Raw genomic sequence first — 15,085 nt, 5'->3', positions numbered from 1 at the left:
AATGCTGATACAATAAAGGATGTTACTATTTAGTAGAAAGAGTGGTAAGCATGTTAGATTGGATGAAAAAGCTGTTTAACAAAGAGGAAGAACAAACAGCGATGAATAAAGAAGTACCAAAGCAAATTGAAAGTCAGCCGAAAATTCCTCGTGTAAACCACTACACTGAAGCAAGAGAAGCACAAATGGCAAGTAGGAATGCAGGTAAATGCCGTTTTCCTTTAGTACCGGATAATGGGTTCGATGAAGAGGATGAAAGCGAAGTAAATCGCTTCGAAGAACAACCTGTTCAAGGAGTAACATATGAAGAACCGACTGCCCAAAGAGGAATAAAGGTGGAAAGAAGCAGACGACCGTATGTGGAAAAGGTAGTTTCTACATATGAAGAGCCGGAAGTGCAATATGAACCGGTGCGGGAGTCTGTCGTTAAAAAGGCATCTGTACCTTCGCAAGAGAGTAACCGTAGACCATTTCGTCCAACAGAAATGATTTCGCCAATTTATGGATATAATCGTCCTTCAGTAGAGAAAAAGGAAGAAAAGCAGGAGGAAGTAAAGGAAAGAGAAGACCTTGAAATATCTGTAGAGGGTAAATCAGTCGTTGATGCATGGTTAGAGAAAAAAGGATATACATTATCTGATTTCTCAGAAGGACAAGCACCAACTTCTTCTAGTCATAGAGCTGCTAACCAGCAAGGGGAGCAACAATATGAAGAGAATAAAAAGGAAGAAAAGTCAGTAGTTGATCAATGGCTAGAGAAAAACGGTTATGAAATTGAACGCCAAGTGCCTTTAGTAGAAGAAAAAGAAGTGATTCAAGAAATGAGTACACCGCAGGAAGTTTCAGCGGATGAATTACTTCATAAAACAGTAGCTGAGCAGATGGAAAGTGCTAAGCTAGAAAAAGATGTAGTGGGGTTAAACGAAAACAATCTACAAGAAGAATTAGTAGCTTCTAAAGTAGAGCACGAGGATACAATATTATCAGAAGAAATTAAACGTAATACAGAAATAAAACAACCTACTATTGAAGTAGAAAAGCAAGCTCCAGAAGAATCAGTGATTGTCAAAGCAGAAGAAAAACTTGAAGAAACAATCATTGTGGAAATACTAGAAGAAGTGTCAAAAGTAGAAGTAATTGCAGAAACGGAAGAGTTTGAAGAAGTAGTTATGGAAACAGAGGCACCTGAAGAAGTGGAAGTAATTACAGAAACAGAAGAGTCAGAAGAAGCTGAAGTAATTGCGGAAGCAGAAGAGTCAGAAGAAGTGGAAGTAATTGCAGAAGCGGAAGAGTCAGAAGAAGTAGAAGTAATTACAGAAACAGAAGAGCTAGAAGAAGTAGAAGTAATTGCGGAAACAGAAGAGCTAGAAGAAGTAGAAGTAATTGCGGAAGCAGAAGAGTCAGAAGAAGTGGAAGTAATTGCGGAAGCAGAAGAGTCAGAAGAAGCTGAAGTAATTGCGGAAGTAGAAGAGTCAGAAGAAGTGGAAGTAATTGCGGAAGCAGAAGAGTCAGAAGAAGCTGAAGTAATTGCAGAAATAAACGCGCCTGTAGTAGAGACATTTGTAGCACTTGAGGAAATTCAGCAAGAAGATGAAGCAATTGAACAAAAGAGTGAATTCATATATGTTGCTGAGGCTGATGAACAAACGAAGAAAGATGTTCAAAGCTTTGCGGATGTTTTAATTGCAGAAGAACAACCAGTTGTAGAAGAAGCGCCAGTCGCAGAAGAGCAACAAGTTGTAGAAGAAGCACCGGTCGTAGAAGAGCAATCAGTTGTAGAAGAAGCGCCAGTCGTAGAAGAACAACCAGTTGCCGAGGAAACACTAGTCGCAGAAGAGCAACGAGTTGTAGAAGAAGCACCGGTCGTAGAAGAGCAACGAGTTGTAGAAGAAGTGCCAGTTGCAGAAGAGCAACCAGTTGTACAAAAAGAAGAACCAAAACGTGAGAAAAAGCGTCATGTACCATTTAATGTTGTTATGTTGAAACAAGATAGAACACGATTAATGGAAAGACATGCAGCTAGAGCAAATGCAATGCAGCCTTCTGCTAATGTACGAGTAGAGAATAAGCCAGTGCAACAAGAGGTAGCAGAACCACAAGTGGAAGAACGCCCAGTGCAGCAAGTAGTAGCAAAACCACAAGTGGAAGAGCACCCAGTGCAGCAAGTAGTAGCAAAACCACAAGTGGAAGAGCAACCAATGCAGCAAGTAGTAGCAGAGCCACAAGTGGAAGAACGCCCAGTGCAGCAAGAGGTAGCAGAACCACAAGTGGAAGAGCAACCAATGCAGCAGGTGGTAGCAGAACCACAAGTGGAAGAACGCCCAGTGCAGCAAGTAGTAGCAGAGCCACAAGTGGAAGAACAACCAATACAGCAAGTAGTGGTAGAGCAAGTACAAAAGCCAATTTCAAGTACGGAAGTACAAGAGAAAGCATATGTTGTAAATCAAAGAGAGAACGATATGCGAAATGTATTGCACACACCACCGACATACACTGTTCCGCCATTAGCGCTGTTGTCGATTCCACAGCAATCAGCGTTAGATAATACAGAATGGTTAGAGGAGCAGAAAGAATTATTAGATACAACGTTTAATAATTTTCACGTTGGAGCACATGTTATTAATGTATCGCAAGGGCCGGCAGTCACTCGTTTTGAGGTGCAGCCAGACCCAGGTGTGAAAGTAAATAAAATTACAAATTTAAGTGATGATATTAAGTTAAGCTTAGCTGCGAAAGATATTCGTATTGAAGCACCGATTCCAGGGAAGAGTGCGATTGGAATCGAGGTTCCAAATAAAGAAAGTAAGCCAGTATTTCTTCGTGAAATTTTAAGAAGTCCTGTATTCACAAAGAGTGAATCACCGCTTACTGTTGCGCTGGGGCTTGATATTTCAGGGGATCCAATTGTAACGGATATTCGAAAAATGCCGCACGGACTTATTGCGGGTGCAACGGGTTCAGGTAAAAGTGTGTGTATTAACGCGATTTTAACGAGTATTTTATATAAAGCGAAACCACATGAAGTGAAGTTAATGTTAATCGATCCGAAGATGGTTGAGCTTGCACCATACAATTCTGTTCCACATCTTGTAGCACCTGTTATTACGGATGTAAAAGCAGCAACAGCTGCATTAAAATGGGCAGTTGAGGAAATGGAACGCCGTTATGAATTGTTTGCGCATGCTGGTGCTCGTGATTTAACTCGCTACAATACGATTGTAAGTGAGCGAGAAATTCCAGGAGAGACATTACCTTATATCGTTATTGTCATTGACGAGTTAGCCGATTTAATGATGGTAGCACCTGGTGATGTTGAGGAAGCGATTTGTCGTATTGCGCAAAAAGCACGTGCTTGTGGTATTCATTTATTAGTAGCAACGCAGCGTCCATCTGTAGATGTTATTACAGGTTTAATTAAGTCAAATATTCCAACGCGTATTGCGTTTACTGTATCATCTCAAGTTGATTCGCGTACGATTATTGATATTGGGGGCGCGGAGAAATTACTTGGCCGTGGTGATATGTTATTCTTAGGGAACGGTACATCTAAGCCAGTTCGTGTACAAGGTGTATATGTATCGGATGATGAGATTGAAAAAACAGTTGATCATGTGAAAAAGCAAATGAAGCCGAATTATTTATTTAAGCAAGAGGATTTATTAGCGAAAACAGAACAAGCTGAGTCGGAAGACGAATTGTTCCTTGATGCATGTCAATTTGTTGTAGAACAAGGGGGAGCGTCCACATCTTCTGTACAGCGAAAATTCCGCATCGGTTATAATCGCGCGGCACGTCTCATTGAAGAGATGGAATCGCAAGGAATTATTTCTGAAGGTAGAGGAACGAAACCGAGAGATGTCCTTATTTCTGAGGATGAATTTGCCGCTATGCAGGAAACGAATGTATAGTAAACGGTTTTGCTGTATACTAAGAGAAAATGTTGGATAGTAAAGTAGGGAGTAAAGCGACATGAAAGAAATTGAATTAAAATTAAAAGGTGAAATAAATAGACTAACAAATAAAACATTTAAATTTGACGAACGTGTTGGAGAAGGGTGGTTCTCTGCCGTTTACTTTTTAAAGACTAGAGAAATCATCGAAGAATTTCGCCCGAAAAGTGTTGTAACGATGCAATTTTTCCAAAAGGAAAATGCAGTTCTTTGCGGAACGGATGAAGTAATTGCATTGCTACAAACATTCGCTAAAAATCCTGAGGAACTTGAGATTAACTCTTTAAAAGATGGCGATAAAATTAGTCCATTTGAAACAGTGTTAACAATTCATGGTCCTTATGAAAATTTCGGATTTTTAGAAGGTGTCATTGATGGGATTTTAGCTCGTCGTACATCGGTTGCGACAAACGTATATAACGTTGTCCAAGCTGCGCGTAGCGTAGATAAAGAAAAACCAGTTATTTTCATGGGAGATCGTGACGATCATTATACACAACAAGCTGGTGACGGTTATGCAGCATACATCGGAGGTATGAGCGCACAAGCGACGCATGCGATGAATGAATGGTGGGGCAAAAGTGGTATGGGGACGATGCCTCACGCATTAATTCAAATGTTTAATGGTGATGTTGTAGAAGCGGCAAAAGCATATCATAAGAAATTCCCAGAAGATGAATTAGTTGTATTAATTGATTACAACAATGATGTCATTACAGATGCACTTCGCGTAGCGCGTGAATTTGGATCAACATTAAAAGGTGTACGTGTAGATACGTCCCGCACGATGATTGATCAATACTTCATTCGCCACCCAGAAGTACTTGGAACATTCGATCCACGTGGTGTAAACCCATCGCTTGTATTCGCACTTCGTAAAGCACTTGATGAAGAAGGATTCCAGCATGTAGACATCGTTGTAACTGGTGGATTTGATGAGAAGCGTATTCGTGAATTTGAAGCTCAAAACGTACCTGTTGACATATACGGGGTAGGAAGTAGTTTATTAAAAATGAATATTGGCTTTACTGGTGATAATGTAGAATTAAATGGGAAACCAGAAGCAAAAGCTGGTCGTAAATATCGTCCAAACCCACGTTTAGAGCGTGTTCAATTAGAAAAAAGAGAAGAGATGTAAAAGAGAGAAAAACTGATAGGTGATTGACCCTATCAGTTTTTCTGTTATCATAGTATAGCGGCTTCTTTTTTGCTATAATGGACTTGTTATGGACATATAAAGAAGTACGTACGAGTTTATCCTGATAAGTGAAGGGAAAAATAACTTCACTACATCAAAAATGTATGATGATTACCAAAATAAGAAAAGATTCATATACTGTCTTATAGATAGGCCGTTGTATTAGTTCGAAATGTTGGAGGTTCTTTAAGATGACAGTTTACCATTTTGTAGGAATTAAAGGAACAGGAATGAGTTCATTAGCGCAAATTCTTCATGATATGAAGCATACTGTTCAAGGGTCTGATTATGAAAAGCGTTTCTTTACACAAACAGCGTTGGAAAAGCGTAGTATCTCGATCCTTCCTTTTGATAAGAATAATGTAGAAGAAGGACAAGTGATTATTGCAGGAAATGCATTTCCTGATACGCATGAAGAAATCGTAGCAGCAAAAGAATTAAACATCCCAGTCCATCGTTACCATCATTTCTTAGGTGACCTGATGAGCCAATACACAAGTGTTGCTGTAACTGGTGCACACGGAAAAACATCAACAACAGGTTTGTTAGCCCATGTAATGCAAGGTGCACACCCGACATCTTACCTTATTGGAGATGGAACAGGGCATGGGGTAGAAAATAGTAAGTATTTTGTATTTGAAGCTTGTGAGTATCGTCGTCATTTCTTGTCTTATAATCCAGACTATGCAATTATGACGAATATTGATTTTGATCATCCAGATTATTTTGCAGACATCAATGATGTATTCAGTGCATTCCAAGAGATGGCATTGCAAGTGAAAAAAGGCATTATTGCATGTGGAGATGATGAAGAACTTCAAAAAATTCAAGCGAAAGTACCTGTTATTTTCTATGGATTTGGAGAAGATAATGATTTCCAAGCACGCAACATCCAAAAGAGAACAGATGGCACGATATTCGATGTATTCGTTCGTAACACGTACTATGATACGTTCAAAATTACAGGATACGGCAATCACAGCGTATTAAATGCGTTAGCAGTAATCGCGCTTTGCCATTATGAAAATGTTGATGTAGAAGCAGTAAAACATCAATTAACAACTTTTGAAGGCGTAAAACGTCGCTTTAATGAAAAGCCGATGGGAGAGCAAGTAATCATCGATGACTACGCACACCATCCGACAGAGATTAATGCAACGATTGAAGCTGCTCGTCAAAAACATCCAGAGCGTGAAATTGTCGCTGTATTCCAGCCACACACATTCTCACGTACAGAAAAGTTCTTAGATGAGTTCGCAGAAAGCCTAAGCAAAGCTGATCAAGTATACTTATGTGATATTTTCGGATCAGCACGCGAAAACAAAGGTGAATTAACAATCGAAGATCTGCAAAAGCGTATTGACGGTGCAGAACTAATTACAGATACAACAACGGATGTATTAAAGAAACATAAAAACGGCGTTCTAATTTTCATGGGCGCAGGAGACATCCAAAAATTCGAAGCAGCTTACGTAAAAGAAGTTCAAGTTGCAGAGAAGTAATAGGAAAGACGCATAGCTTGGCTATGCGTCTTTTTTGTGTGCTATGTTGGCATATATGATTCTTGAGGTTAGTCGATAAGTCGATATATTAGCGTGTATTTCTTTAGTTATAAATGTTAGAATAATAAGAAAAATAAAAAGGGGACCAAAAAACATGTTCACACTTCGAGTAGACGATGAAATCGAATTACAGTTATTAGAGAAGCATCATAAGGAGGAACTATATCAATTAATAGATCAAAACCGTAATCATTTACGAAAATGGCTCCCTTGGGTAGATGGGACGAAATCTGCTGATGCTTATGATGAGATTTTTCCGATGTGGTTAAAGAAGTTTGCAGAGGGAGACGGTTTTGAAAGTGGTATCCGTTACAAAGGAAAGCTCGTTGGGATGGTAGGCATTCATCCAGTGAGCTGGGGGAAGAAAGCGACGAGTCTTGGGTATTATCTTGCAGAAGATGCTGGCGGGAAAGGTATTATGACGCGTAGCGTAAAGGCTGTACTTCACTATGCATTTGAAAATTTAAAGTTGAATAAAATTGAAATTCGGTGCGGTGTTGGAAATGCGAAGAGCCGCGCAATTCCAGAACGTTTAGGATTTAAGTTAGATGGTATTTTACGAGATGAAGAATGGCTATATGATCATTTTCATGATATCGCTGTATATAGTTTACTAGCTTCAGAATGGAAAGAGATTCGATGAACGAGAAGATTCGTATTGTTCCATATGAAAGTACGTTTCAAGAGGAAGTAGTAGATCTTATCGTTCATATTCAGCAAAAAGAATATAATGTTCCCATTACGAAAGAAGAGCAACCTGATTTACTTGAAATAGAAACATTCTATCAAAAGGATCACGGAAACTTTTGGGTAGCAATTTATGATGGGAAAGTAGTTGGAACAGTAGCTTTATTAGATATTGAGAATCTTCAAGTAGCGCTAAGAAAAATGTTCGTGAAGAAAGAGTTTCGCGGAAAAGAATGGAGCGCGTCACATATGTTGCTTCAAACAGCAATTTCATGGGCTGAGGATAAAAAATTGAAAGATATTTACTTAGGAACAACAGTAAAATTTTTAGCGGCACATCGTTTTTATGAAAAGAATGGTTTTGAAAGTGTGAGTATAGACGAGTTGCCGAAAAACTTTCCGGTGCTACAGGTAGATAAGAAATTTTATAGGTACATTGTGTAAAAGGTCATTTAGAAATGGCCTTTTTCTATGAAGTAAAATGGAAATAGTGGTATAATTTGGGTTAGGGGGTGTAGGTATGAACTTTCCAATTCAAAGAAGTAAGTCAGTAGTCATTTTCGTTTGTCTTACGTTAGCTTTTATGTTTATATATCCAATTGTCATGCTTTTCACTAATAAAGCGCATTGGATGTCAGCGTTGATTGGGATGGGTTTATGCTTCATTGTAAATGTACCACTCGTTTGGGAAGTATTTATTAAAAAACATAAAGTAGAAAATGGCGTATTAAAGTACGGTATTTTAAATGATGATATTGTATTAAAAGATGTGAGAATTATACGTCAGGTCGGAAAGTCTCTTGAAATTACGACGAATGCATATAAAGTACATATCGTTGCGATGCCGCAAAATATGGATGAATTCTTGGGGCTTATAGAGAAAGAAAATCCACATGTGAAAATAGAAATGGTAGGGAAGAAATAAAAACGCTCGGCGAAAATTCCGAGCGTTTTTATTATTATTTTAAGTTCTCTGGGTTTAAAGCTTCTAGTTCAGGTACAACGAAGCGTCCGTCTTTACGGATTAGTACGTCGTCGAAGTAAATTTCGCCGCCGCCGTATTCAGGGCGTTGGATGCATACTAAATCCCAGTGGATGTTCGAGTTGTTGCCGTTCCATGCATCGTCGTAAGCTTGTCCAGGAGTGAAGTGGAAGCTGCCATCGATTTTTTCATCGAATAGGATGTCTCCCATTGGATGTAAGATGTATGGGTTTACGCCAATTGCGAACTCACCAACGTAGCGTGCGCCTTCGTCTGTATCGAAGATTTTGTTAATGCGCTCTGTATCGTTTGCAGTTGCTTCAACGATTTGACCGTTCTCAAACTTAAGTTGTACATTTTCAAATGTATAACCGTTGTAAGGAGATGGTGTGTTGTAAGAAACTGTACCGTTAACAGAATCACGAACTGGTGCAGAGTATACTTCACCGTCTGGAATGTTTAAATGACCTGAGCATTTAATTGCTGGAATGTCTTTAATAGAGAATGTTAAGTCAGTTCCAGGACCAGTTAAACGAACTTTATCTGTTTTATTCATTAATGTAACAAGGCTATCCATTGCCTTATCCATTTTACCGTAGTCTAAGTTACATACTTCGAAGTAGAAGTCTTCGAAAGCTTCTGTACTCATTTTAGCAAGCTGTGCCATAGAAGCATTTGGGTAGCGAAGAACAACCCAGCGTGTTTTTGGAACGCGAATGTCTCTATGAACTTTTTTACCAACTGTTTGGCCATGAACTTTCATACGCTCACTTGGAACGTCAGCTTGTTCATTAATATTATCGCCAGAGCGAAGGCCGATATAAGCGTCCATGTCTTTCATTACGCTTGCTTCATATGCAGCGATTTGTTCGAAATGTTCTTCAGTAGCACCCATTAATAAAGAGCGATCTACTTGATGATCTTTTAAAGAGACGAATGGGAAACCACCAGCTGCATATGCTTCTTTTACAAGTGCAGTTACAAGTTCTTTTTGTAAGCCAAAGTTTTCAATTAATACTTTTTCACCTTTTTGTAAGCGGATAGAGTAGTTAATTAAATTGTATGCTAACTTTTCAATACGTGGATCTTTCATATGTAAAGCCTCCCTACTAATTATGTATCCTCTCCTATTGTAACCTACTTAGTGGAATTTGTTGAATGATTTATGTTACAGTTAACGAATAAGTATGAAAATTCTAATGATGAGATAGGGATTAGAATGAAACGGAAAATGATTGTATAATAGGGGAAAGTATGAAAAAGATAAAGGAAGTGATGAAATGCAAGTTCTTTTATATGTAAGTGCGGCTATTATCGCGGTTGCTTTCGCAGTATTAGTAGTGTATGTATGCAGAACGTTGTTATCGGTTCAGAAGACGTTGGAAAACGTTGCAAGTACGTTAGAAGGTTTAGAAAAGCAAATGCAAGGAATTAGCGTAGAGACAGAGCAATTATTACATAAAACGAATGCGTTAGCTGATGATATTCAACAGAAGTCACAGTCATTAAATAAAGTGGTAGCGGGTGTAGATGGGATTGGAACGACAATCCAATCTTTAAATACGAAGCTTCGTAATGTATCGGACTCTGTAACGGACGAAATTGAAAATAACGCTGATAAAGTAGCGCAAGTTGTGCAGTGGAGCAGTGCGGCGATTGAAGTATACAATCATTACCGTGCGTCGAGACAAGAGAAGAAGGTTGAAAAAGAAGAGCGTAAATTAGAAAGAATTGAGAAAAAAGCTGAAAAGAAAGAGAAGCGCTCTAGATTTCGTATGAGAGGTGAATCGTGATGAATATGACAAAACTTGAAACAATTGAAGAGCTTGAAGTCTTAGTAGAAAAGAACGAGCCGTATGTGCTTTTTAAACATAGTACGACATGCCCGATTAGTCACGGTGCATACACAGAATTTCAAGCGTATTGCAGCGAAGAAAGAGAAGTGCCAGCGTATTACTTATACGTACAAGATGCGAGAGATGTGTCAAATCGTGTTGCAGAACAATACAGTATTAGACATGAATCACCGCAAGTGCTATACATAAAAGATGGGATGGTAGTATGGAATACATCTCATTGGAATATTAAAAAAGATGCTTTAGAAGAGAATATAAAGTAAAAAGAAGCAAGCTAAAGGTGCTTGCTTCTTTTTTTTGTTTTTGTTGAAATATATTTAGTGGTACACTATTAATAGTTCAAACTAAATAACTAGATTGTTGAAAGTAGGTTTTAAGTAATGAAGAAAATGGCATTATCCTTCGCAGTCGTAAGTTTATTACTGGGAGCTTGTAGTAACAATAGTAATACGATTAGTAAGAAGGATGAAGTTATACAAAAAGATACAAAAGAAAAAAGTATGATTCCGAGAACTGCTGTTTCTAAAGATTATTATAGAACTGTTATTCCTTTAAAAGAACAAAAGGTTATTAATACAGCTAATATAAAAACAAATTCTAAATTAGATTTAGCAGAGTATGAAAATGGTTTAATAAATATTGCAACGCAGCAATTTGATACAGAGAGTCACGTACTGCAATTAAACCAGTATATTCCAGAGAAACTAATTGATGAACTAGTTGCGAAAGTAGAAGCGCCAGTTTTGACGAATATTATAGAACAAGACTATTTCGGAAAACAGAATTCAAATGAACTAAGTTTATCTGGTGTTATGATAGGTTTAGCTATGTCTTCAAGTGTATCGAATGAAGAAGCTATGTCTAAAGGGACTGAAGTTGCTAAACAACTTATTGAAGCTATTAACAAAAATGATAAGTATAACAAATCTCCAATTACGTTTGCTATCTTTAAGCAAGAAAGTACTAGTTCTTTAAAAAATGGTACGTATATTGCTAGTGCTACTGTTCAAAAGAATGATACGAACCTTGGAAATTGGAGTACAATTGATGAAAAGTCGTATTCATATCCTTCTGATGAATTTACACAAGCACATGGAGAAGATAATACAAAAATAAATAACTTTGCTAAGGAAATAAAAGGTTTTTCTAATGGAGATTTTATTCCAGTCAACGCTAAAGTTTCTTATAAGAAAGATCAAATGGATACATTAAATATGAATATTGTTATTAAATATAACGGTAAAACAGAATTAATGGCTCTTACCCAATTGGCTGCGCAAGGTATGTTAGACAAATTGCCTAAAGATGCGAAAGTACAATTACAGATCAAGTCCGAAAGTAAAATCGAGGCTGTGATTATAAAAGAGAAAAACAGTGATAAACCGTTTGTTTCCTTCTTGTAAAAAAGACAGTATGTAAACTGTCTTTTTTTATTTTAAATGAAAATATACAACGTTTTTTGATGGTAATTCATTGCTGTATATCGTGTGACAATCGTATATGTATCAGCTATAATAAGTTATCTTAAAAAAGTAACATATAGGAATTTGAAAGAGGTGGCTTTCTTATGGCATCATAACAATTAGATCGTTTACGTTCTGAAATTGATCAACTTAATTTACAAATATTAGAGTTACTAAACGAAAGAGGTCGTCTCGTACAAGAAGTTGGTAATTTAAAAGAAGTACAAGGTGTGAAACGTTTTGATCCTGTACGTGAAAGAAATATGCTGGATTTAATTGCAGAGAATAATAATGGTCCATTTGAAACTTCGACTTTACAACATATTTTCAAACAAATTTTTCAAGCTGGTTTAGAATTACAAGAAGATGATCATCGTAAAGCATTACTTGTTTCTCGTAAGAAAAAAACAGAAGATACGATTGTTGAAATTAATGGTGAAAAAATTGGTGACGGAAATCAGCATTTTATTATGGGACCGTGTGCAGTGGAAAGTTATGAACAAGTACGTCAAGTTGCTGAAGCAATGAAAGAGCAAGGTCTGAAATTAATGCGTGGTGGTGCGTTCAAACCACGTACTTCACCGTATGATTTTCAAGGTCTTGGATTAGAGGGATTACAAATTTTGCGCCAGGTAGCAGATGAATATGATTTGGCTGTTATTAGTGAAATTTTAAATCCGAATGATATTGAGATGTCATTAGATTACGTTGATGTTATTCAAATTGGTGCTCGCAATATGCAAAACTTTGATTTGCTAAGGGCAGCTGGTGCTGTAAATAAACCAGTATTATTAAAACGTGGTCTATCAGCAACGATTGAAGAATTCATTAATGCGGCAGAATATATTATGGCAAAGGGAAATGGGAACATTATTTTATGTGAACGAGGTATTCGCACGTATGAAAGAGCGATGCGTAATACGCTTGATATTTCCGCTGTGCCGATTTTAAAGAAAGAAACACATTTACCTGTCGTTGTCGATGTAACGCATTCTACAGGGCGACGTGACCTTCTCTTACCAACTGCAAAAGCAGCGATGGCAATTGGTGCAGATGCAATTATGGCTGAAGTACATCCAGATCCAGCTGTAGCTTTATCAGATGCGGCGCAGCAAATGAATATACCGCAGTTCAATGATTTTATGAATGAATTAAAATCATTTGGAAGTAAATTATAAAAACTTTTAATGAGCTGTTCCAAAAAGGGATTTTGGAACAGCTTTCTCTTATTGTATAGCGACTGTCATTGTCGATTTTTGTTGGTAAGTTGATATATTTAAAAAATCGCTGATATAATTAGAGTTGCGGTCGATATATTTGGAAAATCGCTGATATATTTCGAGTTATAGTCGATATATTCGAAAAATCGCCGATATAAATTTCATTTACTATCGTACTGCTTAAAATAAGATTTCTACTTAGGAAACATCTATTTTTTTACAAAAAATGCCCTTTTTTCATAAAAAATACGAAAATACGAGAAAAGAAGCGAATTTTTTCGAAACTTTTGCGGGAAAATATTGTATGAGCCTGCGTTTTTATCGTATCATTAGTAAAAGGAAGAACTCGGGACGATTGGTGGCATCTGCAAATAGAGTTGATGTCTTTTTTTCATTCAAGTAACCGATACATAAAAATAGATAACAAAAATAGAAGGAGTGTGCGATGAGATGAACGTAACAATCTATGATGTAGCGCGCGAAGCAAACGTTTCAATGGCTACCGTATCTCGTGTTGTGAACGGTAACCCAAATGTAAAGCCTACAACAAGAAAGAAAGTATTAGAAGCAATTGATCGTTTAGGATACCGCCCGAATGCGGTAGCACGTGGACTAGCAAGTAAGAAGACAACTACAGTAGGTGTTATTATTCCTGATATCTCAAATACGTTTTATGCAGAACTTGCACGTGGAATTGAAGATATCGCAACAATGTACAAATATAACATCATTTTAAGTAACTCTGATCAAAACAAAGAGAAAGAGTTCCATTTATTAAATACGATGCTTGGAAAACAAGTGGACGGAATTGTTTTCATGGGTGAAGATATTACAGACATTCACATTGAAGAATTTAAAAAATCTCCAGTACCAATTGTATTAGCAGCGTCATTTGATGAGCAAAATGAAACGCCATCAGTAAATATTGATTATACACAAGCAGCTTATGATGCAATGAAGCACTTTATCGAGCAAGGACATAAACGTATCGGTTTCGTCTCTGGTCCTTTCATTGATAAAGCGGGAAGCGCGAAGAAGTTACAAGGTTATAAAAAAGCTTTAGAAGAAGCAGGTATTTCATATGATGAAAATCTTGTAATCGATGGAGATTACACATATGACTCAGGTATTGAAGCATTCGAAAAGCTTTGGAGCAATGATGAAAAGCCAACAGCAATCTTCGTGTCTTCTGATGAAATGGCACTAGGTGTAATCCATGCAGCACAAGACGCTGGATTAAACGTACCAACTGACGTAGAAGTACTTGGTTTCGATAATACACGTCTTGCATTAATGGTTCGTCCGCAGCTTTCAACAGTTGTTCAACCGATGTATGATATCGGTGCAGTAGCAATGCGTTTATTAACAAAGTATATGAACAAAGAAAAAGTGGAAGATCACACTGTTATATTACCTCACCGTATCCAATTTAGAAATTCAACGAAGTAAGTATAAAAAAGCTCACAGCATTTGCTGTGAGCTTTTATTCGGATTCAGGATAGTATTTTTGTACGACTGTATCCACCGCTTTATTTTTCTTAACGTGTAAAAATCTTGCGTACAATTCTTTTCCAGTTTCAAAGGGGGTATCGTCTAATTCAAACACATGCAACACTTTTCGAAACGTCCACGTTACTTGCTCATCGTACATATTATCGTACGTATCTTCAGATTGCATAGCAATTTTTTTACCAAGTTCGTGAGCATCCTCTAAACTGTTTGCTTTAACAAGAATAATGCTTTCTTCAAAAAGTGTATTGTGATTCTCTTCATAATGCCTTCGCTATAGATGGGGCTATTCCTTGTTATATGTCACATAAGTGCAAATTTAACTATTATAGGGCAATGTCATGTATAATAGAAAGAAAAGGCTTGTGAGGGGGGAAAAGAGATGATCGTTCTTTGGATAATTACGCTTTGTATGACTGCTATTTTTGCATATATGACGTTAAAACAAAATGGTTTAAAGCGATTTGTTCCAGGAAGTATTCTTGCAGGAATTGCCCTTATCACGTATGTAATTTCTATTTTTATTGAAAGTGTATCAGTAGATATGAGCACAAGTTTAATGTTTATTGGTATTACACTATTTGCAGGTAGCATTATGGTACTTGTGGTTGCTGGTATTATTTTATTTATTCATATGAATTCGGAAACGTTATAGCAT

Annotated in this window: 12 protein-coding genes and 2 pseudogenes; 12 read left to right on the top strand and 2 right to left on the bottom strand. The window is 37.3% G+C overall.

Translation table 11 applies throughout. The features are described from left to right. Positions 1-50: 50 nt before the first annotated feature. The 6 genes from N2V80_RS23395 (at position 51) to N2V80_RS23370 (ending at position 8,322) form a co-directional block, all read left to right on the top strand. Positions 51-3,908 (top strand): DNA translocase FtsK, encoded by a 3,858-nt coding sequence (locus N2V80_RS23395; protein ID WP_061654601.1) that lies wholly within the window; start codon positions 51-53, stop codon positions 3,906-3,908. A gap of 61 nt (positions 3,909-3,969) precedes the next feature. Further along, the gene (locus tag N2V80_RS23390) at positions 3,970-5,088 is read left to right on the top strand and encodes a nicotinate phosphoribosyltransferase (RefSeq protein ID WP_000658370.1); all 1,119 of its coding nucleotides are present in this window, start codon (positions 3,970-3,972) and stop codon (positions 5,086-5,088) included. 251 nt (positions 5,089-5,339) lie between these two features. Then, positions 5,340-6,650 carry a UDP-N-acetylmuramate--L-alanine ligase gene (gene murC / locus N2V80_RS23385; RefSeq protein ID WP_000219468.1) on the top strand — a complete coding sequence of 437 codons (1,311 nt, stop codon included), beginning with the start codon at positions 5,340-5,342 and terminating at the stop codon, positions 6,648-6,650. 154 nt (positions 6,651-6,804) lie between these two features. Further along, positions 6,805-7,353, top strand: a complete 549-nt coding sequence (locus N2V80_RS23380; RefSeq protein ID WP_000494653.1) for a GNAT family N-acetyltransferase — start codon at positions 6,805-6,807, stop codon at positions 7,351-7,353. Next, complete coding sequence (locus N2V80_RS23375; RefSeq protein WP_025966469.1) at positions 7,350-7,841, top strand: GNAT family N-acetyltransferase; 492 nt, start codon at positions 7,350-7,352, stop codon at positions 7,839-7,841. Before N2V80_RS23380 ends, N2V80_RS23375 begins: the two co-directional genes overlap by 4 nt. Before the next feature lie 76 nt (positions 7,842-7,917). Beyond that, a complete protein-coding gene (locus N2V80_RS23370) occupies positions 7,918-8,322 on the top strand; it encodes a PH domain-containing protein (protein ID WP_001010627.1) in 405 nt (134 codons plus the stop codon). A gap of 34 nt (positions 8,323-8,356) precedes the next feature. Here the strand turns inward: N2V80_RS23370 and N2V80_RS23365 are convergent, their stop codons facing one another. Further along, positions 8,357-9,472: an aminopeptidase gene (locus N2V80_RS23365; protein ID WP_000654731.1), complete on the bottom strand. Its 1,116-nt coding sequence runs from the start codon at positions 9,470-9,472 to the stop codon at positions 8,357-8,359. A gap of 187 nt (positions 9,473-9,659) precedes the next feature. On the opposite strand from N2V80_RS23365, the gene N2V80_RS23360 reads away from it, so the two are divergent. The 5 genes and pseudogenes from N2V80_RS23360 to ccpA all read left to right on the top strand — a co-directional run bounded on the left by N2V80_RS23360 (position 9,660) and on the right by ccpA (position 14,367). Then, positions 9,660-10,172 carry a DUF948 domain-containing protein gene (locus tag N2V80_RS23360; RefSeq protein WP_001197720.1) on the top strand — a complete coding sequence of 171 codons (513 nt, stop codon included), beginning with the start codon at positions 9,660-9,662 and terminating at the stop codon, positions 10,170-10,172. Beyond that, the gene (gene ytxJ / locus N2V80_RS23355; RefSeq protein ID WP_001057469.1) at positions 10,172-10,498 is read left to right on the top strand and encodes a bacillithiol system redox-active protein YtxJ; all 327 of its coding nucleotides are present in this window, start codon (positions 10,172-10,174) and stop codon (positions 10,496-10,498) included. The genes N2V80_RS23360 and ytxJ overlap by 1 nt, the downstream gene beginning before the upstream one ends. Before the next feature lie 117 nt (positions 10,499-10,615). Next, positions 10,616-11,638, top strand: coding sequence for a CamS family sex pheromone protein (locus N2V80_RS23350; protein ID WP_000738025.1), 1,023 nt, complete (start codon positions 10,616-10,618; stop codon positions 11,636-11,638). Between the two features lie 176 nt (positions 11,639-11,814). Beyond that, positions 11,815-12,876: pseudogene (locus N2V80_RS23345) on the top strand (bifunctional 3-deoxy-7-phosphoheptulonate synthase/chorismate mutase); the annotation flags it as partial. A 492-nt stretch (positions 12,877-13,368) separates the two neighbouring features. Beyond that, on the top strand, positions 13,369-14,367 hold the full coding sequence (ccpA, locus tag N2V80_RS23340) for a catabolite control protein A (RefSeq protein WP_001103298.1): 999 nt from the start codon (positions 13,369-13,371) through the stop codon (positions 14,365-14,367). 34 nt (positions 14,368-14,401) lie between these two features. Here ccpA and N2V80_RS23335 read toward each other — a convergent pair. After that, a pseudogene (locus N2V80_RS23335) lies at positions 14,402-14,695 on the bottom strand (DUF4288 domain-containing protein); the annotation flags it as partial. 114 nt (positions 14,696-14,809) lie between these two features. On the opposite strand from N2V80_RS23335, the gene N2V80_RS23330 reads away from it, so the two are divergent. After that, positions 14,810-15,082: a DUF3917 domain-containing protein gene (locus N2V80_RS23330; RefSeq protein ID WP_000636590.1), complete on the top strand. Its 273-nt coding sequence runs from the start codon at positions 14,810-14,812 to the stop codon at positions 15,080-15,082. The last annotated feature ends 3 nt before the right edge of the window (positions 15,083-15,085 follow it).

The sequence above is a fragment of the Bacillus sp. FSL W8-0640 genome (genome assembly GCF_038007725.1).
Classification (GTDB): domain Bacteria; phylum Bacillota; class Bacilli; order Bacillales; family Bacillaceae_G; genus Bacillus_A; species Bacillus_A cereus.
Note: the sequence above shows the minus strand (reverse complement) of the source record. Positions and strands in the feature narration are given on the sequence as shown.